Origin of the sequence: Denitratimonas organivorans (assembly GCF_037478135.1) — a bacterium.
Lineage (GTDB): Bacteria > Pseudomonadota > Gammaproteobacteria > Xanthomonadales > Xanthomonadaceae > Denitratimonas.
This window is the reverse complement of sequence record NZ_JBBHDV010000016.1, coordinates 32,207-52,293: the sequence shown is the minus strand read 5'-3', so window position 1 is coordinate 52,293 and position 20,087 is coordinate 32,207. Positions and strand designations below refer to the sequence as shown.

General features: G+C 65.9%; 14 protein-coding genes and 1 riboswitch. Of the genes, 8 read left to right on the top strand and 6 right to left on the bottom strand.

Going from position 1 to position 20,087, the window contains the following annotated elements:
* Positions 1 to 48: 48 nt before the first annotated feature.
* Entirely contained in the window at positions 49 to 186 is a 138-nt protein-coding gene (locus tag WDB66_RS13990; RefSeq protein WP_339399225.1) for a hypothetical protein, read from the top strand.
* Positions 187 to 301: 115 nt separating this feature from the next.
* Here WDB66_RS13990 and WDB66_RS13985 read toward each other — a convergent pair whose 3' ends face one another.
* The 4 genes from WDB66_RS13985 to thiC all read right to left on the bottom strand — a co-directional run bounded on the left by WDB66_RS13985 (position 302) and on the right by thiC (position 6,726).
* Positions 302 to 3,985, bottom strand: a complete 3,684-nt coding sequence (locus tag WDB66_RS13985) for a class I SAM-dependent DNA methyltransferase (protein WP_339399224.1) — start codon at positions 3,983 to 3,985, stop codon at positions 302 to 304.
* A 119-nt stretch (positions 3,986 to 4,104) separates the two neighbouring features.
* Positions 4,105 to 4,560 (bottom strand): putative toxin-antitoxin system toxin component, PIN family, encoded by a 456-nt coding sequence (locus tag WDB66_RS13980; protein WP_339399223.1) that lies wholly within the window; start codon positions 4,558 to 4,560, stop codon positions 4,105 to 4,107.
* Positions 4,550 to 4,801 (bottom strand): type II toxin-antitoxin system Phd/YefM family antitoxin, encoded by a 252-nt coding sequence (locus WDB66_RS13975; protein ID WP_339399222.1) that lies wholly within the window; start codon positions 4,799 to 4,801, stop codon positions 4,550 to 4,552. Before WDB66_RS13975 ends, WDB66_RS13980 begins: the two co-directional genes overlap by 11 nt.
* Before the next feature lie 44 nt (positions 4,802 to 4,845).
* Positions 4,846 to 6,726, bottom strand: coding sequence for a phosphomethylpyrimidine synthase ThiC (gene thiC / locus WDB66_RS13970; protein ID WP_339399221.1), 1,881 nt, complete (start codon positions 6,724 to 6,726; stop codon positions 4,846 to 4,848).
* Positions 6,727 to 6,823: 97 nt separating this feature from the next.
* Positions 6,824 to 6,921: riboswitch (TPP riboswitch) on the bottom strand.
* 122 nt (positions 6,922 to 7,043) lie between these two features.
* Here thiC and WDB66_RS13965 point away from each other — a divergent pair.
* The 6 genes from WDB66_RS13965 to WDB66_RS13940 all read left to right on the top strand — a co-directional run bounded on the left by WDB66_RS13965 (position 7,044) and on the right by WDB66_RS13940 (position 15,917).
* Complete coding sequence (locus tag WDB66_RS13965) at positions 7,044 to 8,846, top strand: S8 family serine peptidase (RefSeq protein WP_339399220.1); 1,803 nt, start codon at positions 7,044 to 7,046, stop codon at positions 8,844 to 8,846.
* 204 nt (positions 8,847 to 9,050) lie between these two features.
* On the top strand, positions 9,051 to 10,094 hold the full coding sequence (locus WDB66_RS13960; RefSeq protein ID WP_339399219.1) for a hypothetical protein: 1,044 nt from the start codon (positions 9,051 to 9,053) through the stop codon (positions 10,092 to 10,094).
* 1 nt (position 10,095) lies between these two features.
* On the top strand, positions 10,096 to 10,500 hold the full coding sequence (locus WDB66_RS13955; RefSeq protein WP_339399218.1) for a hypothetical protein: 405 nt from the start codon (positions 10,096 to 10,098) through the stop codon (positions 10,498 to 10,500).
* Between the two features lie 64 nt (positions 10,501 to 10,564).
* Positions 10,565 to 11,749: a sialidase family protein gene (locus WDB66_RS13950; RefSeq protein ID WP_339399217.1), complete on the top strand. Its 1,185-nt coding sequence runs from the start codon at positions 10,565 to 10,567 to the stop codon at positions 11,747 to 11,749.
* Positions 11,746 to 15,381 (top strand): hypothetical protein, encoded by a 3,636-nt coding sequence (locus WDB66_RS13945; protein WP_339399216.1) that lies wholly within the window; start codon positions 11,746 to 11,748, stop codon positions 15,379 to 15,381. The genes WDB66_RS13950 and WDB66_RS13945 overlap by 4 nt, the downstream gene beginning before the upstream one ends.
* The gene (locus WDB66_RS13940) at positions 15,378 to 15,917 is read left to right on the top strand and encodes a hypothetical protein (RefSeq protein WP_339399215.1); all 540 of its coding nucleotides are present in this window, start codon (positions 15,378 to 15,380) and stop codon (positions 15,915 to 15,917) included. Before WDB66_RS13945 ends, WDB66_RS13940 begins: the two co-directional genes overlap by 4 nt.
* An 86-nt stretch (positions 15,918 to 16,003) precedes the next feature.
* On the opposite strand, the gene WDB66_RS13935 is transcribed toward WDB66_RS13940, so the two are convergent.
* Together WDB66_RS13935 and WDB66_RS13930 are read right to left on the bottom strand one after the other, a co-directional pair.
* Positions 16,004 to 18,589: a tetratricopeptide repeat protein gene (locus WDB66_RS13935; protein WP_339399214.1), complete on the bottom strand. Its 2,586-nt coding sequence runs from the start codon at positions 18,587 to 18,589 to the stop codon at positions 16,004 to 16,006.
* Between the two features lie 45 nt (positions 18,590 to 18,634).
* On the bottom strand, positions 18,635 to 19,249 hold the full coding sequence (locus tag WDB66_RS13930) for a copper resistance protein NlpE (RefSeq protein ID WP_339399213.1): 615 nt from the start codon (positions 19,247 to 19,249) through the stop codon (positions 18,635 to 18,637).
* A gap of 11 nt (positions 19,250 to 19,260) precedes the next feature.
* Between WDB66_RS13930 and WDB66_RS13925 the strand changes: the two genes are divergently transcribed.
* Positions 19,261 to 20,043 (top strand): hypothetical protein, encoded by a 783-nt coding sequence (locus WDB66_RS13925; RefSeq protein WP_339399212.1) that lies wholly within the window; start codon positions 19,261 to 19,263, stop codon positions 20,041 to 20,043.
* Positions 20,044 to 20,087: the final 44 nt, after the last annotated feature.

Below are 20,087 nucleotides of genomic sequence, written 5' to 3'. Positions count from 1 at the left end.
CCCGGAAGTGTACAGATGGGATGCCGCGCTCGCTGATGATCAGACCCGATGATTGCCGCACATGCACATGCACATGCACATGCACATGCACATGCACATGCACATGTACTGGCGCTGGATGCAGCGCGGGTCGGCACCGCAGCGGCGCTGCGTATCCCCGGCTGGATCGACGGCAAGGTTGCGTGAGCACCGTACACATCGGCTCCGCCGCTATGCGGCTTGAGCCGGCCTACGGGAGCTGGGCGATCATGATCATGGGCAGTGCGGGATTGTCGTCGCCGACTTCCACGGGGTGATGTCTTCAGCCACTGAAGCGTCCGTCCTGTTCCGTGGCGCGGCCCAGGGCGGTCAGCATGTCCAGCAGTTGCGGCAGGCGTTTTTTCCACGGGCCGCGACCGCTGAAGCGGGCGGCGATGTCGTCGAGGGTGAGTGCTGCCGGGCTGGCGCCGAGCAGGTCGGCGATGGCGCGAATCTGGTCCACGGTGTCCTTGGGCCAGGGAATGGGTTTGATGGAGGCAGGCGCGATGGCGGGTGTTTCGTCGATTTCTGCTTTTGCTCCCTCTCCCCCGCTCGCGGGGGAGAGGGTTGGGGTGAGGGGGGCTTGTGGGTTCTGGAACTCCGGACGCAGCCAGCGCACCACGCCGCGGGCTTCTTCGGCGGCGCGTTCGGCATTGAGCGCGACGAGGCGTTCGAGGATGGCTTCATCGAAGGCGCGCTCGGCGTCGTCGCGCCCCTGGCCTTCGGATGGCGCCTCGTTGCCGTGCGCGACGCGCAGCAGCGGCAGCAGGTCGGACCAGCCATAGGCTTCGAGCACGGCGGCGTCCAGTTCGTCGTGCAACTGGCGCAGCACCGACACCAGACCGTGCTCGTGGATCGTGCGTTCCTTCGCGCTCAGCGCTTCGCCGCTGCGCAGCTTGTCGAGCACGTTGTACATGCCGGTCAGCGTCAGGCCGGGATGGGCGGCCTGCTGGCGTTTGCGGTGGGCGTCGAGTTGTTCGGCGAGGTTGCGAATGCGGTCGGACGGGGTATCGCCGAGGGTTTCAGTTTCGACGGTGGTGCCGTCGGCGTTGACGGGGGCGGCGCTGATTGAGCCGCTGAGTTTGTCGGCGGAGTGGAAGCCGGGAAAAGGGAAAGTTTCGAAACAGGAGCTTTGGTTATAGCGCGGCCGGTCCTCAAGCGTTCCACCGGAGTGCAAAGCCCAGACGCCGTGCACAGCACTGGAGAGAACTCCTAAGCCAACTGCGTCCTGCAAGAGCACGGGTACCAGTCCTTGATCAGGCAGTGCAATCGTGTCCAAGAAGGTGAACAGGCGATGCTTCGCTGTCATTGGCGTGACGAGGTAGCGAGGAAGTCCCGCAACTGCTTCTCGAAATTCAGATCTAGGCTCTGCAAACACCCACCAGCGTTTGCGATAAATCTCGCGCGCATTCTGCTCGCGCTCTGGCTTGACACGATCCAATAGCCACTGATAAAGCGCGGGCGCCTTATTCCTTGCCTCTTCCTCAGACAACCCGAACAGATCGACCACGAAGGCCTCACGCGGCGTTTGGGTCAGGTCACGTCCGTTAAAGAAGGGACGGACAAGATGGCGGATAGAAGGGGAGCTCACGGCCCAGAACTGCTCCGCTTGAGTGCGATCCACGACAAATCCAGCTCCGACCAATGTGATGCCGCGAAGAGCCAAGCCTCGGTTTGCTAGCAACCTGATGGCAGCGCTTAAGTTCGTTCCCACCGTGAGATCTTCGTTGATGCGGCCTCTTCTGGAGTCGAGCTTTACCGCCAATTCGCCGTCTGATACAGATTCTTCTGACACCGAGACTTGCAGCAATCCGCTCCGCTGTGCAGCTGGTAAACCGACCGTCATCGCGATTCTCACCGCCGCCCCATCCGCCGTATCCACCCACGGATGGTCTGGAATCGCGAACACCAGCGACAGCGGCTGTTTCTTGTCGGCCAGGTGCGGCTCGATCACGCGGCGGTTGAACGACTGCCGGATCGAGTTGGTGGTGATGAATCCGAACCGCTCCGCTGCACCGCGACGGGTGAGTTGCGCCGCGTGGTGCCACCAGAACATCACGAAATCCGCCGATTCCGGAACCTCCGGCCATGCGCCGCGCAACGCTTCCACGTATCCATCGCCGAGCGCGGTGCGCATTCGCTTGTTGCCAATAAATGGCGGATTGCCGACGATGAAATCCGCCTCCGGCCACGCCGCCTTGCGCGGGTTCAGATACTTCTCCACGGGCTTGCGCGCGCTTTCATCAGGCACCTTTTCCCCGGTCACCGGCGAGATCTTCATGGTTTCGCCGTCCCAGCGCGTGACCGGCACGCCGTGTTCGTCGGTGACCAGTTCCACGCGATCGTAGGCCAGCACCGCGTCGCGGTTCTCGATGTTGCGGAAGTCGCGGATCACCGGCACCGGCGGGTTGACGTCGCCACGGGTGCGGAAGTGCCATTGCAGGTAGCCGATCCACAGCACCACTTCGGCAATCGCCGCAGCGCGAGGGTTGAGCTCGATGCCCAGCAGGTTGTGCGGGTCCACGGTCTGGGCTTCGGTGGAGATGGCGCGTTCGGCGTCGATATCCAGGCCGGTCTGTTCGACCACGCCGCGCGTGGACAGGCCGAATTCCTCCAGCGTGTTGAGCACTTCGCCTTCCAGCCGCTTGAGGTGTTCCAGCGTCACGTAGAGGAAGTTGCCGCTGCCGCAGGCCGGATCGAGCACGCGCACCGCACACAGGCGGCGGTGGAAATCCAGCACGATGTCGCGCGCCTTGCGCAGTTCGATGTTGTATTGGCGCAGGCGCTCGGCATTGGATTTCAGGCCGCTGCTTTGCTGGCCGGTTTCACGTGCCTGTTCGGCTTCGGCCAGTTGCACCAGCGCGGCGGCCTTGGCATCGCTCCATTCGGTGCGCAGCGGTTCGATCACCGTGGGCAGCACCAGCCGCTCCACGTAGGCGCGGGGCGTGTAGTGCGCGCCGAGCTTGTGGCGTTCTTTGGGGTTGAGCGCGCGCTCCAGCAGGGTGCCGAAGATGGCCGGCTCGACGTGTTTCCAGTCGGCGCGTGCGGCGTCGATCAGCAGGTCGATCTGCGCGATGTCGAGCGGCAGGGTGTCTGGCTGCTTGAACAGTTTGCCGTTGAAGCGCAGCACGTCGTTGGCGAGCACGACGGAAAAGCCGCCGCTGTCCATGTCGCGCCAGAGCTGGGCGAGCATGCGCATGGCGATATCGGGTTGTTCGCGGTGCTTGTCGAGCAGGTCGCGGAAGCTGTCGGGTGGCAGCAGGCGCACATCCTCGGCAAACATGGTGAACAGGCAGCGCATCAGGAATTGCGCGACCGATTCGGCGGCGTGGCCACTGTGTTCCAGCGATTTGGCCAGTTCGGCCAGTTTGGCGGCGATGTCGCGGGTGACGCGGGCCGATTCGCGTGAAGGGTCGAGCGAGAGCGGATCCAGCCAGACCCGGCGCAGGCGTTCACGGATGGCCGGATCGGCCAGGTCGGCAAGCTCGATGCGGTGGTGGCGCGGATCGGGATACGGGACGTAGCTGCCGCCGCTGCGCGAGAACTCGGAATACAGCTCGATGCGGTGGCCGACATCGACCACAACGAGAAACGGCGGGCGGCCTTCGGAAGCGGGCAACGCGCGCGCGTAGTTCTGCGCCTGTGCATGGGCGCGCAACATCGCCTCGTCGAAACTGCGCGTGTGCGCGCCGGCCTTCAGTTTCTTCGACTCCAGCACGAAGGCGCCGCGCCGGTAAAGATCGATCCGGCCGGCGCTGGTGCTGCCATCAGCGTGCTGGAACGTGAGCGGACGCTCGAACATGTAGTCCAGCTCGGGCGTCGGATGCGGACGCTCGACGCCGAGCAGTTCGCACAGCCCGATCAGGAAACTCTGCGAGGTGGAAAGTTCGGAGGCGGTGACGCCTTGCCACCGCGTGATAAACGATTCGACGTCAGCGTCGGAAGAGTTCGCCCGATCCACGGCCATATCAATGAGTTCCCCGTTGGGAACGAGAATAGCTCACTCCGGCCGATACACCTCGCCGCCCTGTTCGCGGAACTGCTTTGCCTTCTCCGCCATGCCTTTCGCAAGACGGCAGCCGCCTCTTATTTCGCTGGAGCGCCATCCCATTCGCGCAGGGCGTCGGCCGGGGTCAGGATGCGAAAGCCCACGATGGCGGAAAGATCGAGCAGATCGGCGTCGCCTGTGACCAACAGTGGTGCGTGTGCGGCGAGTGCGGCGCGGATGAAATGGTCATCGTCCGGGTCGCGGGACCAGGTTTGTTGGGTCAAGTCGGACGGAATCTCGACCCAGTCGGCAACGGCGCCCAAGTCATGCAGGATGCGCTGGCGCAACTCGATGCCGAGGTAACGATCAAACTTCGGTCGCCACAAGCGCGATTCCAGTTCCGCGAATGTCGCTTCGGAGAAGACCGGACGGCGCGTCTCCAGGACCTGCCGTGCGACCAGTGCCGGGGCACCGGATGCCGACAGTGCCGAGCTGATCCAGACGTTGGTATCGACCACCACCCGGAGCAGATGCCGGGCGCTTTCAGCTCTCATCGGCCAGCAGGTTTGCCAGAACGTCTTCGTTCATTCCCGCACGCGCTGCCGCGGCTGCGGATTCGTCCAGCGTTCGGTGCAAACGGTTGGCATAGAAGGCACGCATGGCTTCGTAGTCCTGGGCACTGACCATGACGCCAACAATCCGTTCGTGACGCATCACGCGCACCGGCTCGCGCTGAGCGCGGTCCAGGAACTCCCCGAAACGGGTCTTGGCTTCGTTGGCGGTGTAGGTGCGCATGGCGAAAATCTAGCCAAATCGAACGATTTGGTCAAATCGCGCGATCATTCCGGGCGATACACCTCGCCGCCCTGTTCGCGGAACTCCCTGGCCTTTTCGGCCATGCCCTTCGCCAGCGCCTCGGCGTCGGCGGCCACGCCTTTTTCGGCGGCGTAGTCGCGCACGTCCTGGGTGATCTTCATCGAGCAGAAGTGCGGGCCGCACATCGAGCAGAAGTGGGCGTGCTTGGCGGCGTCTTTCGGTAGCGTCTCGTCGTGGAATTCCTGGGCTTTTTCCGGATCGAGCGAGAGGTTGAACTGGTCCTGCCAGCGGAACTCGAAGCGGGCTTTGGATAGCGCGTTGTCGCGGGCCTGTGCGCCGGGGTGGCCTTTGGCCAGATCCGCAGCGTGGGCGGCGAGTTTGTAGGTGATGATGCCGTCGCGCACGTCCTGCTTGTCGGGCAGGCCGAGATGTTCCTTCGGCGTGACGTAGCAGAGCATGGCGGTGCCGTACCAGCCGATCATCGCGGCGCCAATCGCACTGGTGATGTGGTCGTAGCCGGGCGCGATGTCGGTGGTGAGCGGGCCGAGGGTGTAGAACGGCGCTTCGCCGCATTCGGCCAGTTGCTTGTCCATGTTTTCCTTGATCAGGTGCATCGGCACGTGGCCGGGGCCTTCGATCATGGTCTGGACATCGTGTTTCCACGCGATCCTAGTCAGTTCGCCGAGCGTTTCCAGTTCGGCGAATTGCGCGGCATCGTTGGCGTCGGCGATGGAGCCGGGGCGCAGGCCATCGCCGAGCGAGAAGGCCACGTCGTAAGCCTTCATGATCTCGCAGATTTCCTCGAAGTGGGTGTAAAGGAAGGATTCGCGGTGATGCGCCAGGCACCACTTGGCCATGATGCTGCCGCCGCGCGAGACGATGCCGGTAACGCGTTTGGCGGTGAGCGGAACGAACGGCAGGCGCACGCCGGCGTGGATGGTGAAGTAGTCCACGCCTTGTTCAGCCTGTTCGATCAGGGTGTCGCGGAACAGTTCCCAGGTCAGCTCCTCGGCGCGGCCATCGACCTTTTCCAGCGCCTGATACAGCGGCACGGTGCCGATCGGCACGGGACTGTTGCGCAGGATCCATTCGCGGGTTTCGTGGATGTGTTTGCCGGTGGAAAGATCCATCACGGTGTCCGCGCCCCAGCGGATCGCCCAGACCATTTTTTCCACTTCCTCGGCGATGGAGGACGTCACCGCGCTGTTGCCGATGTTGGCGTTGATCTTCACCAGGAAGTTGCGGCCGATGATCATCGGTTCGCTTTCCGGGTGGTTGATGTTGCACGGGATGATGGCGCGACCACGGGCCACTTCATCGCGCACGAATTCCGGCGTGATGAACTTGGGCAGATGGGCACCGAAGGATTCACCTGCATGCTGGCGCAGCAGGTGCGATTCGCGGAGTGTGTCGAGCTTCTGGTTCTCGCGGATGGCGATGAACTCCATCTCCGGCGTGATGATGCCGCGCTTGGCGTAGTGCATCTGGCTGACGTTGACACCGGATCTGGCGCGGCGCGGTGCGCGCAGGGCGGGGAAGCGCACCGCGTCGAGCTTTGGATTGGCAAGCTGCGCACGGCCGTATTCGGACGTGATGCCCGGCAGTTGTTCGCAATCGCCACGCTCGGCGATCCAGGCCGCACGCAGCGCAGGCAGTCCCGTGGTCAGGTCGATGTTCGCGTTCACGTCGGTGTACGGGCCGGAGGTGTCGTACACGGTGAAAGGCGCGTTGATTTCGGCACCGAACAGCTTGGGTGTCTGCGCCAGTTCGATCTCGCGCATCGGGACGAGAAGGTCGGGACGCGAGCCCTGGATGTGGACCTTGCGCGAGCCGGAAATCGGGCGCGTCACATCGTTGGAGAGCGCCTGGGTGCGCAGGATGAGATCGGAAGGCTGGGCATTCATGGGCAGTGTCCTCGATGCTTTGATGAAAGACCGCACGAAAAGCACGGGCTTTTGCGAAGGGGTTCGCCAAAGCAGAGGCACGCGGCGCAGCCTGCGGGCGGCATCGCATGAAGTCTCCCTACGCCGGTATCAACCGGATCAGGTTCCAAGGGACTCTCTCAGCCCGGCCTATGCCGGGCACCCCCGCTTCGTGGCGTGCATTCAAGCACGTTCCCGGCTTGGGCGCGAGGCGAGATGCGGTGCGATGAGCCAGTTTCGTGCCGGTTTGCGCCTAAGGAGGCAGGGCATGGGCCCGCAATCCTCAGGAAATCACCGTCATGCAATCGTCATCGCGCTCTTTTCCCGCACGTCGTCCTCTGGCGCTGCTGACGCTCGGGATGTGTCTTGTTGCTTCCCATGGGCATGCGGCAGGTGCGCAGGCCAAGGCTGATCCTGCGTCCACTGCGGGGCGGGTGATGTTCGCACCGGTTGGAAAAACCTTCGAGCATGATGGCTTCATCGTCTATTACCGCGACGATGCAGAGCCCGGTGATGCCTCCAGCGCGCAGGCGCGGCAAGTGCTCGGGCATCTGGAGGATGATCTGGCGCGTGCTGCCGGCGAACTGGGCATCTTCGCCAGGGCCGAGCGCCGCATTGCCACCGGCGGTCATGTGCTGGCGGTGGACGGCGCGATGCTGGATGCGGAGACGGCCAATCAATTCATGCTCGAACTGGCGAAGAATCCCGATGTGGTCTCGGTGGAGCCGAACCTGCGGATGTACTCGGCTGCATTGCCGAACGATCCGCACCTGCAATACCAGTGGGGCCTGCTCGGGCCAGCGGGCGGCATCAATGTGGAACCGGCGTGGGGGCTGGCCGGGACCAACGGCGTCGTGATCGCGGTGATCGATACGGGCCGCACCCTGCATCCCGATCTGGATGCCAAGACGCTGGCCGGCATGGACATGATTTCCGATCCGAACAACAGCCGCGATGGTAACGGGCGCGACAACGATCCCACCGATCAGGGCGACTGGAACACGGCAGGCCAGTGCGGGCCGGATGCGCCGCAGCGCAACTCCTCCTGGCACGGCACCCATGTGGCCGGCATCGCGGCGGCCATCACCCACAACAGCGAGGGCATCGCCGGCACCGCGCCGGGCGCATGGCTCCAGCATGTGCGCGTATTGGGCACCTGCGGCGGCAACCTGGCCGACATCGCCGATGGCATCGTCTGGGCCAGCGGCGGCAACGTCCCCGGCCTGCCGGCCAATGCCAGCCCGGCGCGGGTGCTGAACATGAGCATCCAGGGCGTCAGCGCCTGCGGCCCCACCTACCAGAACGCCATCAACAGCGCGCGTTCGCGCGGCTCGGTGGTGATCGTGGCGGCAGGCAACCATGCCATCCCTTCCTCCGAATCCACCCCCGGCAACTGCCAGGGCGTGGTCACCGTGGCCGCCAACGGCCCGGCCGGCACGCGTGCGGTGTATTCCAACTACGGCCCGGCCAATGACGTGTCCGCACCGGGCGGGGACAGCAGCAGCTCGCAACTGGACGGCATCCTGTCCACCATCAACCTCGGCACCACCGTTCCGGCGGCGGCCGGTTACGACATGATGGACGGCACCTCGATGGCCACGCCCTACGTGGCCGGTGTCGCGGCGCTGATGCTCTCGCGCAACATCAACCTCACCCCGGACCAGATCGCCAACCTGCTGCGCAATACCGCGCGCCCGTTCCCCACCTACTTCGGCGGCGGCGGTGGCACCGGCATCGTGGATGCGGGCGCGGCGCTGGCCGCCGTGGCCGGTGCCAGCATCACCCAGTATCCGGTCAGCCTGGCCCTGCTCGGCGCAGGCCAGGGCAACGTCACCAGCGCCCCGGCGCGGATCAACTGCGGCAGCGCCGGGGCCGCCTGCTCGGCACGCTTCAACGCCAACAGCACCGCCACCCTCACCGCCGTGCCTGCGCCCGGCCACAGCTTTGCCGGCTGGCTCGGAGCCTGCACCGGCACCAACCCCGTCTGCACCCTGACGATGAATCGCGGCCACGCCGCCCATGCCGTGTTCCTGCCCGGCGGCGGTGGCGGCAACGGCATCTTCTGCGATGGCATGGAAGCACAGCCACAGGCGTGCCCGTAGGGCGCGCCTGCGCGCGCGACGTGGTGATCGGGGGGGCCTTCCCCGCTCCCCAACCCCTCTCCCGCACGGGGAGAGGGGCTTTGGGTTCGAAGCATCGGGCGATGGGGGAATGCGGCTTCAATCGCCGCCCTGACCAGAATTTTACCGCTCTTTTACCGAAACTTGACCGTTCTTTCATGACGTTCGCGGGTTTTCTGGCGCACGGTGGCGGCTCCGATCCTGACAGATGGAGTGCCCATGTCCCGCCTTGCCCGCTTCCGCCGCTGCGCCATCGTGCGCGTCGCATCGCTTGCCTTGCTGCCCGCCGGGTTTGCCGTCCACGCCGGCGAACTCACGATTCCTCACAGTTTTTCCGCCGGCACACCGGCACAGGCCGCGCAGGTCAATGCCAATTTCGCCGCCACCAGAACGGCGGTGAACGACAACGATGCCCGCATCGCCGCACTGGAAACGCACCTGGCAGCGCTGCAATCCCAGGTGGCGGCACTGCAATCCCAGGTGGCCGCCATCGAGGTCAGCGACGTGATGGCGCTGGCACCTTACCTTTCCTTGGCCAATGTCCCGGACCCCAACGATGCAGGGGTGAGCTACGCCACCATCCGGCTTACCGGGGTGAACCTGCAAATCAGGAACGGGATCAGCCCTTACGCGACGACCCCGAACGGATTGGGCAACCTCATCATCGGCCACAACACACTACACACGGGCACCGCCGGCTCGCTCTACCGGTGTTCGGATGGCGAGTACGACGATGGGCCGAACTGCGTGTTCAACGGCGGCACCTGGGCCGTCAACCATCGCAGCGGCTCGCACAGTCTCATCGTCGGTGAAAGGCATCGTTACAGCGCCTTCTATGGCGTGGCTTTTGGCGAAACCAACTCCGTGACAGGCAATTACGCCACGGTGACGGGTGGGTACGGCCATATCGCCAGGGGCCGGCATGCAGTGGTTTCCGGAGGCTATATGAATGAGGCCAGTGGCCAGTACTCCAGCGTAAGCGGCGGCCAAGCGAACACGGCCAGTGGCCAGAACTCCAGCGTAAGCGGTGGCCAAGCGAACACGGCCAGCGGCGACAAGTCCAGCGTAAGCGGTGGCCAATCGAACACGGCCAGCGGCGACAAGTCCAGCGTAAGCGGTGGCCAAGCGAACACGGCCAGCGGCGACAAGTCCAGCGTGAGTGGCGGTAACCACCGTTCGGCAACAGGGCAATTCAACTGGCGCGCCGGCACCCTGCTGGAGAACAACTGACATGCGCCGCGCCTTTCTCGCCGCCGCCGTGCTGGTGGCCGCGCCTGCCGGGGCCACGCCGATCTTCCAGGATGGGTTCGAGGGCGATGCGCCGCCGTGCTGCACGCTGGGCGGCCAGGTGGCCGGCCTGTCCGGCAGTGGCCTGGTGCTGCGCCTGCAAACCACTGCGGTGGACGAAACCCTGCCCATCGGCGGCAATGGCCCGTTCCAGTTCAGCGCCCTGCTGACGCCGGGCACGGCGTACAGCGTGAGCGTGCAGAACCAGCCTTCCGGCCAGGCCTGCACCCTGGATCAGGCCAGCGGCACGATGCCGCCCGCGCCGGTGACCGATGTGCAGGCCAGTTGCGCGGCGTTGCCGAGCGGGCTGGTCTGGAACAGCGGCACCTGGGGGGAAAGCTGGCAGTGAATGCGCCGGTGCCTTCGTGCCGATGGGCTGCCTGGGTTGAATCATGAGATTTCGAGGTGATGAGATGAGAATCCTTGCGCGTTTTTCCGTTGCTGCAATCGCCGGCGTGCTGGCGCTGTGTGCGAGCCTGCCGGTGGCAGCGCAGTTCCACGATACCTGGCTGGTGAGCCAGCACACCTGCCCTGGCGGGAGCGGCACCGATGCCCTGTTCCAGGACCCGGATGGGCGCATCTGGGTCGGCTGCGGCTCGGCGGCGACGGGCTACGGGCTGTCGGTGAGCTACGACATGGGGGCAAGCTGGGAGCCGCCGCAGGCAACGCCCGCCGGCATCCTCAACGAGTTCCGGGTCAGCTCGATCAGCCTGGGCCGGGACGGCCACCTCAAGATCGCCGGTTTCGACGCCACCACCAAGAACATGGTGCTGAGCCTGGATATTTCCGGCACCCCGGCCCCAGGTGCCGTTTATGCCGCAACGCCGGTGCTGGTGGGCGTGGCCCAGGTGGGGCGGCAGTTCCACGTGGGCACGTACCGGGAAAAGCACAACCGCTCGATGGCCGAGGCGCTCACAGGTGCATCGGTGCTGCATGCCCCCGACGGGACGGGCAGCAGCGCATCGGACTGGACGACGATGAGTCCCGGCGGCCAGATGACCGATCTGGTGGTGCACGACAACCGCTTCTGGGCCACCGGCAGCACCATCAGCGAGCCGCCGACGTTGTTCCTGCCGCCGGAAAACCAGAACGCCACCGCCCCCATGACGCCGGCCGTGCCGGTATTGCCGACATCCTGGAGCGGCGAACTCTGGGGGCTGGCGGTGAATGGCCAGCGCCTGGTAGCCACGGGCGTTCACCAGGGGCCGACGCGGGGAAAAATCCTGGTCAGCGGGCCGGACCCGCGCGACATGAACGGCTATGCGGAGGTGGATATTTCCGCCGCTGTGCTGGGTACGCCCTCGGTACGCACCTGGGGGCGTGGGGTGTGCATGCGGGGCGACACCGTGGTGGTGGTGGGCGAACGCCGGCCGCTGTCCAGCCATACCGGCCTGGTGCTGCTTTCCGGCAATGGCGGAGCCGGCTTTTCCGACATCACCCCGGACGATGTGGACAGCACCGTGTCCAAATGCCTGTTCATGGCCGATGGCTCGCTGCTGGTGGCAGGTTCCGGCGGATTCGTCGGCGTGCTGCCGGCGGACGCGGGAATTTTCGCCGATGGCTTCGAAGGCCCGTTGATCTGGAGAGAAACACCATGACGAACCGAAGGATATTCCAAGGGCCGGTGGCCTGGCTGGCGCTGCTGCTGGCCTTCGCCGCGCCGGTGGCGGCCCTGACCGAGGACGACGGCTATCGGCCCGAACCCAACAGCATCGTCCACACACTGACGAGCACTCCATTCGGAACCCTGGTGGGCGGCAACTTCACGGCCATCGCGGGCGAGTCGCGCGGCAAGTGGGCGATGCTGGATGCGGCCGGAGAGGCGACGCCCTATCCAAAGCTAGGCTTCAGCAGCGGTGTCGTGCTGGCCGGACTCCAGACCACGAATGCAAGCGGCGTCGCGGAGACGGTGATCGCCGGCAGCTTTGCCGGACATATCCGCCGTTTCAACGTTCTGGGAGAGCCCGCTATTCCCTGGTCCGCTCCGAACCCGGACGGCACCATCCGCGCACTGGCGGAACAACCCGTGACCTCGGGTGCGCCCGGCATCTACATCGCCGGTGAGTTCTCGACCGTCAACGGTCAGACGCGCCGCCGCGTGGCCCTGCTGAACGCCAATGGATCGCACAGCACCAGCTTCCTGCCGCCGAACTTCACCGGCACGGCGCACGCGCTGGCGGTTCAGGACGACGGCAAGCTGCTGGTGGCCGGCAGCATCGGCATTGCCGGGCAGATTCCGGCCCGGCGGCTGTACCGGCTCAATGAGGACGGGTCACTCGACAACGGCTTTCAAGCATCGGGTCTGGCCGGCGGCAACCGCACGGTTCAGGCGCTGCAGGTCGAGGACGATGGCCGCATCCTGGTTGCCGGCGAGGTCGACGGTGATGGCTTTGTCCTGCGCCTGAACGCCGACGGCAGCCTGGACGGGGACTACGAGCCGCCCAGCCTGAACGGCCCGGTCTACGCGCTGGATCTGCTGCCCGACGGCCGCGCCCTCATCGGCGGCGATTTCACCAGCGGCGTGGGCCCGCGCAGCCGCATCGCCCGCCTGAACGAGGACGGCAGCGTCGACAACGGCTTTGCCCTACTGGTCACCCCCAACGCCGCCGTGCGCGCGGTGCTGGTGCAGGACGATGGCGCGGTGCTGCTCGGCGGAGCCTTCAATCAAATCGGCGGCCTCGGCCGCAACCGCCTGGCGCGGCTGGATGCGCAGGGGCGGGTGGATCAGCTTCTGGAAGCAGGCCTATTCAATAATCAACCGAGGGCGATTGCGGTACAGAGCGATGGCCGGGTTCTTGTCGGGGGGAGGTTTTTTGATATCAACGGCGCCAGCCGAAGACATCTGGCACGCCTGCATCCCAATGGCGCCGTGGACAGCAGTTTTGCGCCCATCATCAGTCGCACTGTTGAAGCCGTGGTCGTGCAGAGGGATGGGCGAATCCTGATTGGCGGGGGCTTTGAAAGGGTTAATGGCGTGGCCCGTTATCGACTGGCCCGGCTGCATCCAGATGGCAGCCTGGATACCAGCTTTCAGGCGAGTGCCAACAGCGACGTCTCCGCGATCCATGTCCTTGATGACGGGAAGATTCTGATCGGCGGCTATTTCACCCAGGTCAATGGCGTGGCCCGTCAACGACTCGCCCGGCTGCATCCGAACGGCGCGCTGGATACCAATTTCAATCCCAATTGGAATCAAACGGAGTCTCCAGGTTATGTCGTTGCAATTGCTGTGGATGACAATGGTTGGGTGTTCTCGTGTGGTATTGGTCAATCCTCCTCGCGTCGTCTCGCCCGCTTCACCCCGACCGGTCAGCTCTGGACGAGTTTTGACCCGACGTTCATCAGCCAATATCCTCAATGTTGGTCGATCGTTATGGCCGTAAATAACGTTGCTGCAGGGGGGGACTTTAGATACTCATTCGGTGGTACGCAGCGCGCCTGGTCCATGATCGATCAGGACGGCAACCATACCGTGACAAGTCCTTTCGGTGGCGGCCGGATTTTTTCGGTCCAGAAAAGAGGAAACGGCTATCTCACTGTCGGCAAACTGATTATTGATGGGGAAGATCAAGCGGTTGCTCTGCTTAACGCTGCCGGCAATGGCTTGCAGACGGGCGTGCAACCGTATACTTCGGGGGAAGTAACGTATGAACCACTCGGCCTGCAGATGACCGCCGACGGTCGAATTCTGGTCGGGCGTTCGCTGAATGCTGGTGAATACTTCCTTGTCCGTCTCGCCAACCCCGACGGCCTGCCGTTGCGCCAGCGTATTGTCTGGGGCACACCGGGCAACCCCGAGCGCCTGGTCTGGGACCGCATGACCGGTTTCGGCTCGGCGCCGGCGCTGCTCGGTACGCCCCGAGTGCTGGTCTCGCAGACCTGCTGCGATGAGGACGACTTCGTGCCGGCCGCCGGGGGCGGCTGGATGAGCCGCGACGGGGATGACTGGCGCCTGGAGGGGTTTGCCGGCCTGCCGGGCAAGTTCTACGTGCGCATCGAGTACCGCGCCGGCAACTCGAAAGGATCCTCCACCTTCCTGACCCCCATCCAGCGCCTCTACGGCGAGGTGCCGCCGGGCGTGGACACGGCCGATCTGTCGCTCAAGCTGGTGATCGATCAGGACCCGGTCGAACCGGGCGATGTGGTGATCGTCGATGTGCTGGCCGGCAATGCCGGTCCCGACCTGGCCGGCCTGCCCTCGGTCACCCTCGATCTGCCGGCCGGCTACACGCTGATCGACTTCGACGACTCCGATCAGGGCACCTTCCTGCCCGGCGACATGCTGTGGAAGCTCGACGACCTGGCCGGCAGCGGCCCGGGCGCCGGAGCGCAGCTGCGCCTGCAGCTGCAGGTGACACAACAGACGCCTCATACAATCGAGGCGCAGATCTTCGCCGCCGAGTTCGATCCGAACCTGAACGACAATGTCGCCACGCTGACTCCTGACGTGCAGCGCAGCCGCTCCGACCTCAATCTCGTCCACACGGTGGACCCGCAGTTCGCGCTGCCGGGCCATGAGGCGATCTTTACCGTGCTGGTCGAAAACCTCGGCCCGGACCCGGCCAGCGGGGTGGAAGTGAATTACCTGCGCCCGACCGGTTACAGCTATGCCAATCACAGCGCCAGCCAGGGCAGCTACAACTCGGCCAGCGGCCTGTGGCAGGTCGGCACGCTGGCGGCCGGGCAGTCGGCGACCCTGCTGGTGCGCACGCAGGTCAACGGCAGCGGCGGTTTCACCAGTTCGGCCCAGGCCAGCAGCCATTCCGAAGACCCCGATCCCTTCAACAACCTGGCCTTTGCCGTCGTCGATCCGTTCACCGACCTGGCGCTGGACATCCAGGCCGACACCGATGCGGCCACCCTGAACGAGCAGGTGATGCTGAGCATCACGGTCGACAACAACGGCCCGCGCGAGGCCGATGCGACCAGCGTGCTGCTCGAACCGCTGGCCGGCGGCCTGATGCCGGTCGATCACTTCGTCACCCACGGCGACTACGAACCGGTCACCGGGGTGTGGAGCATCGGCCCCCTGGCCCCGGGCGAACGCGCCGAAATGCAGTTCGAGGGCCAGGTGATCGTGCTGCAGGACACGGTGATGGCCGCCACGGTCGGCAGCGATGCCTACGAACTGGTGCCCGGCGACGAAAGCGGCAGCGTGACCATCCTCTACGGCCAGCCCGGCGGCGGCGCGATCTTTGCCGATGGCTTCGAAGAAGGAGGCACGGAATGAATCGCTGGATGGCGCGTGTGAAAAAGGAACGCCCGGCCGACCTGGCCGGGCAGACGCTGGTCGCGGCCAGTTATTTCCAGGGGCTGGGCAGCGCTGCGGCGCAGTTGACCTACGGGCTGGCCAAGGCCGCAGGCGAACTCAACCCGCTGATGTCGCGCGCGGATGCCGAACAGCGCGCCGCCAGCCAGTCCCAACAGGTCATCGCACGCACGCGCGAGGGCTTCCACCGCCCGCCCGGCTCGCTGGCCGCCGGGTTCCCGGACAGCAAGGGGGTGCTGGCGGTAACCGACAGTCTGTTGTTCGTGTTCGGTTACCACCAGGGTATTTTCCGCACCCGCATCGAGGCTCCGCAGGTCTGCATCGCGCTGGAAGACCTGACCGGCTGGTCGCATGTGCGCGGCAGCTTCGCCTGGACCCTGAACCTGTCCTTCAACGACGATTCGGATGTCGGCCTGGACCTGCCCATCGCCAACCAGCCAGGAGCGTTCATCGAGGCATTGGGTATTCCGCAGGCAGCCGCGCCGTCGGGGACGTAGGTCGCGCCTACGCGCGCGGCGTGGCGAGCGTGGGTGCCACGCCGTCGGGGACGTAGCCCCGACCTGCGCCGGGGGAGGTGCCCGGGTTACATCGGCAAGGCGTCGTGCGGCAAGGCGATACCGCGTGTTTGCAGGATGGCGCTGGCGCGGCTGGCCGCTGCGCCGCCGCGCAGCAGGTCGGCGCGCAGGGCGAGCAGTTCGAAACCCTGGTGGCGGGCGCTGGCGGCGACGCTGCGCAGGGCGTCGTCGCGGCCCTGTTCGCGGATGGCGGCGCGGACCAGTTCCATGCGCAGGGTCTGGTGCGCGTCGGCGTGGGTTTCGCGGATGGGTTCGAGGCGGTCGAGCAGGGCCAGGGCGGCCTGGTGGCGGTGCTGGGCGGCCAGGACGGCGGCCAGGCTGATGCCGGCCTGCATGGCGTTGCCGAGTTTTCCGGCCTCCAGCAGGGCGCTGCGGACCTGGCGCAGGGCGGGTTCGGCCTGGGTCAGGTGCCGGTGCCGGGCCTGGAGGTCGGCCAGGTCCAGGGTGCTCAGGCGCATCCAGTCGGCCAGGCCGGCCTGTTCGCGCAGCGCCAGGGCTTGGCGAAAGCCGGTTTCGGCGGTTTCGTATTCGCCCCGCACCGCAGCCAGCCGTGCGCGCGCGGTGAGCAGGGCGCTGCGCGGCTGGACGCTGAGGCTTTCGGGGGTTTCCAGTTGGTCGAGCAGGGCGGCGGCGCTGGCCGGGTCGGCCTGGGTCAGGTGCAGTTCGGCCAGGCTGATGACGGCCTGGGCGTGGTGGTCGCGGGCACCGACGCGCTGGAAGGCGTCGATGGCTTCGAGGAAGCGGGCCTTGGCCTGGGCCAGGTCGCCTGCGCCACGGTCTTCCACACCCATGTTGAATTGCAGGCGGGCCACGTCGGGCAGGACGCCCAGTTCGCGGAAGTGCGTCAGGGCGGTGGTATTGGCCTGGCGGGCGGCGTCGGCGCGGCCGGCCCAGCCGTGCAGGATGGCGAGGTTACTCAGGGCGGTGGCGATGCCGCGCCGGTCGCCGATGTCGGCGAACAGGGTGTGGGCGCGTTCCCAGTGGCCCTGGGCTTCGTCGCTGCGTCCGCTGCGGGCGAGCAGGGTGCCGGTCTGGATGCGGGCGGCGGCTTCGCCGATGCGGTCGCCAGCCCGGATGTAGGCCTCCAGCGCGGCCTGGCCGGCGTCGGCGGCGCTGTCCATGTCGCCATGGGTCTGGTGCGCCAGGGCCAGGATGTTGCGGGCACTGGCCAGTTCGCGCAGGTCGCCGTGCGCGATGAGGCGTTCGATGGCGGTGTCGAGGCGGGCGATGGCGTCAGCGGGGTTGCCGGCGCGGATCTGGACGTAGGCGGCTTCGCGCAGGGCGCGTGCGGCGAAGGTGTCCTGGCCCAGGTGGGTGGCCTCCTGGGCGATGTGGTCGAAGGCGGCCAGCGCCACGTCGAACTGGCCGGCATCGCGCGCCAGGGTGGCGCGCAGCAGGGCGGCGGCGAGGGCATCGCCGGGGGTGATGCCGGTGCCGGGGAAGTCGGGGGCGTCCAGGCGCTGGCGGGCGAGGTCCGGCTGGCCCAGGAGCAGGTTGGCCCAGGCGGCCTGGAGGCTGGCCTGGTGGCGCTGGCTGGGCGAGGCGGCGTGTTGCAGGGCCTGTTCGGCCGCTTCCAGACGGGCGCGATGGTTGCCCTGGGCGGTGGCCAGGCTGGCCTGCATCAGGGCCAGGCGGAAACGGTCCAGGGCCGGGGCAGGCAGCGCGGCGAGGCGATCGAGCGTGGTTTCGGCCTCGCTCAGGCGGCCATGGGCGAGCAGGGCCTGGGTCAGGCGCAGGCCGCTGTCGGCATCGCCGGGGTTGAGTTCGAACAGGGCCTGCAAGGCGCTGGCGGCTTCGTCCCAGTGGTAGTTCAGGCCGTGCAGGAAGGCCGCCGTGCGCAATTGTTCCACGCGCGGCAGGGCGGCGGCGGCCTGGTCGGCGGCCTGCGCCCATTGCAGGGCCTGGCGGCGGTTGCCGGCACGGACCAGGATGTCGGCCAGCGCGGCCATGCTGGCGGGAGCATCGGGTTCGTGGGCGAGGCTTTTTTCCAGAAGGAGGCGGGCGTTGTGCAGGTCGCCTTGGGCCGAGGCATCGAGCCCACGACGATAGTCGTTGAGCGCCTGCGGGGTTCGGGGATGGCCGTCATGCATCACGTGGTGCTGTTGTTGCCGAGCAGGGATGGCACCGTGGTCTTCGACAGGTGCCCAGGGCCGCCAAATCAGCAGGCCGATGACAACAACGACGGCAAGCGCCGGCAGCACCAACACCAGTGGAGCGGCAGGACGCCGCTGCGGCGTTTCGGTGCTGGAGGCAGGGTCTGGTTCGACGGCAGGGGCTTCTGCTGTGTTGCGCTGGACAACGGCGTTGAGACGGTAGCCCAGGCGCGGAAGGTTCTCGATCAGTTGCGGGTGTTGTGCCGATTCACCCAACGCTTGGCGCAGTTCGTGGATGGATTGCTTGACGACACCCGCACTGACGGCCTGTCGGCCCCAGACTTGATCGAGCAGGGCATCGCGACCAAGCAACTTGGGTGAGGCTTCGATCAGGGCCAGAAGCAGTCGCGCGGTCATCGGGCGCAGCGGAATCTGGCCCTGCGGTCCATGCAGTTGCAGTGTGTGGGCGTCGAATGAAAACGTATCGAAGCGATAGTGCATGGGGCGATTCTGGACTATCCGGTCCGGTTTGGCCCAACCAGGGGCTCAGGGCTGGCGATGCAGGCGCATCTGTGCAGCCTGCTCGGGCTCTGGCCAGGTGCCATCGGCGAAGCGGCGCAGCAGGCTGCCTTCATGCACGGCGAAGAAGGCGTTGTCGCCGGCTGCATCAAGCTGGATGTGGTTGCCGTCGTAGGTCCAGGCGAAGCTGCCATTCGTCACGCGCGGTTCCGCCTCGCGATCGAGATAGCGCACATGCAGTTCGTAGCTGCCGTCTGATGCAAGGATCAGGCGGTTTTCGATGCCGGGACAGTCGGCACAGGGCAGCACGCCGACATAGGTGCCTGCCCAGTCCAGTGAATTGCGACTGGTGTGGATGGGGTCGGGCGTGGCCGGCTCGTACTCCGGGAGAGGTGTGCTGGCGCAAGCGGCCAGTGTGATGAAAAGCAGGACGAGAAAGGCATGACGCATGGCGGTGCTCTCGGGAACGGGCGCGTGGCGCCATCTGGCGGCGGGAGTTGCGTGATGCCTGGGCAGCATCACGCAAATCAGGGTAGTGGCATGCAAAGGTAGCGTTTTGTGGTCGAGTTGGCACACGGGTGTAATGATGCGGTGCAATAGTCCGTGGCATGAGGTGCCTGCCATGGTGCCGGGATCGTCCAAGGGGATCTGCCATGTTGTTTCGTGCCTGTGTTCTTGGCATCACGATGCTGGTGATGCTTCAGGTGCCGGCTCCGGTGCATGCTCAGGAGAGCGATGCGCTGCGCGAGATCGAGCAGCTCGGCGCATCGCTGCACCAGATTGATCGTGCGGTGCGGGTGGCGGCCAGGGAGGGCGAAAAATCGCGTGCGTTCCGGCGCGATGAGCGGGTGCAGGGGTGGGTGGCCGATATCCGCTCCGATGCCATCTCCATCGTTTTCGTGGGTGTCGATGGTGGCGTTCCGGTGGGCCTGTATCGCATCGCGATGGATCGTTCCGGCAGGGTGATGCAGGCGCTGGAGCGGATTGATCCTGCGCCGCTGCAAGGGCATCTCGCGATGCAGTACAGCATCGGCAGGAAAGCCGAGGGCGTGGAGCGGATGCAATGCGCCAACGAGATCGAAACCCTGGTGCTGCCCGATGCCGAAGGTTGGCGTGCCTACGTGCTGCCGCGTGCGGCATTCCCGGATGTGTACCTGCTGGGCGGCAGCTATCGCGTCGAGCTGTCTTCTTCCGGTGATGCCGTGACCGGCGTGCAGGCACTTGCTTCCGAGTGCGTGATTCTCCAGAACAAACCCACTTCCGGCGCGCTGCTGTTCGCCGAGGACCGTGCCACCTTGCCGAACGAGCTGCATGTCTACATCAGCCAGCAGGCCGGCAAGCCGCTGTATGTGACAACCACGCCGAATGGCCGCACCTGGCTGATCCAGGAGGGTCGTATCCACCCGGTGACCGGGATTCCCGCCAGCGCTGGATAAGTCCGCCGCGCGTGCCGGCGCGGCTGCAATTGCTATAGTGCCTT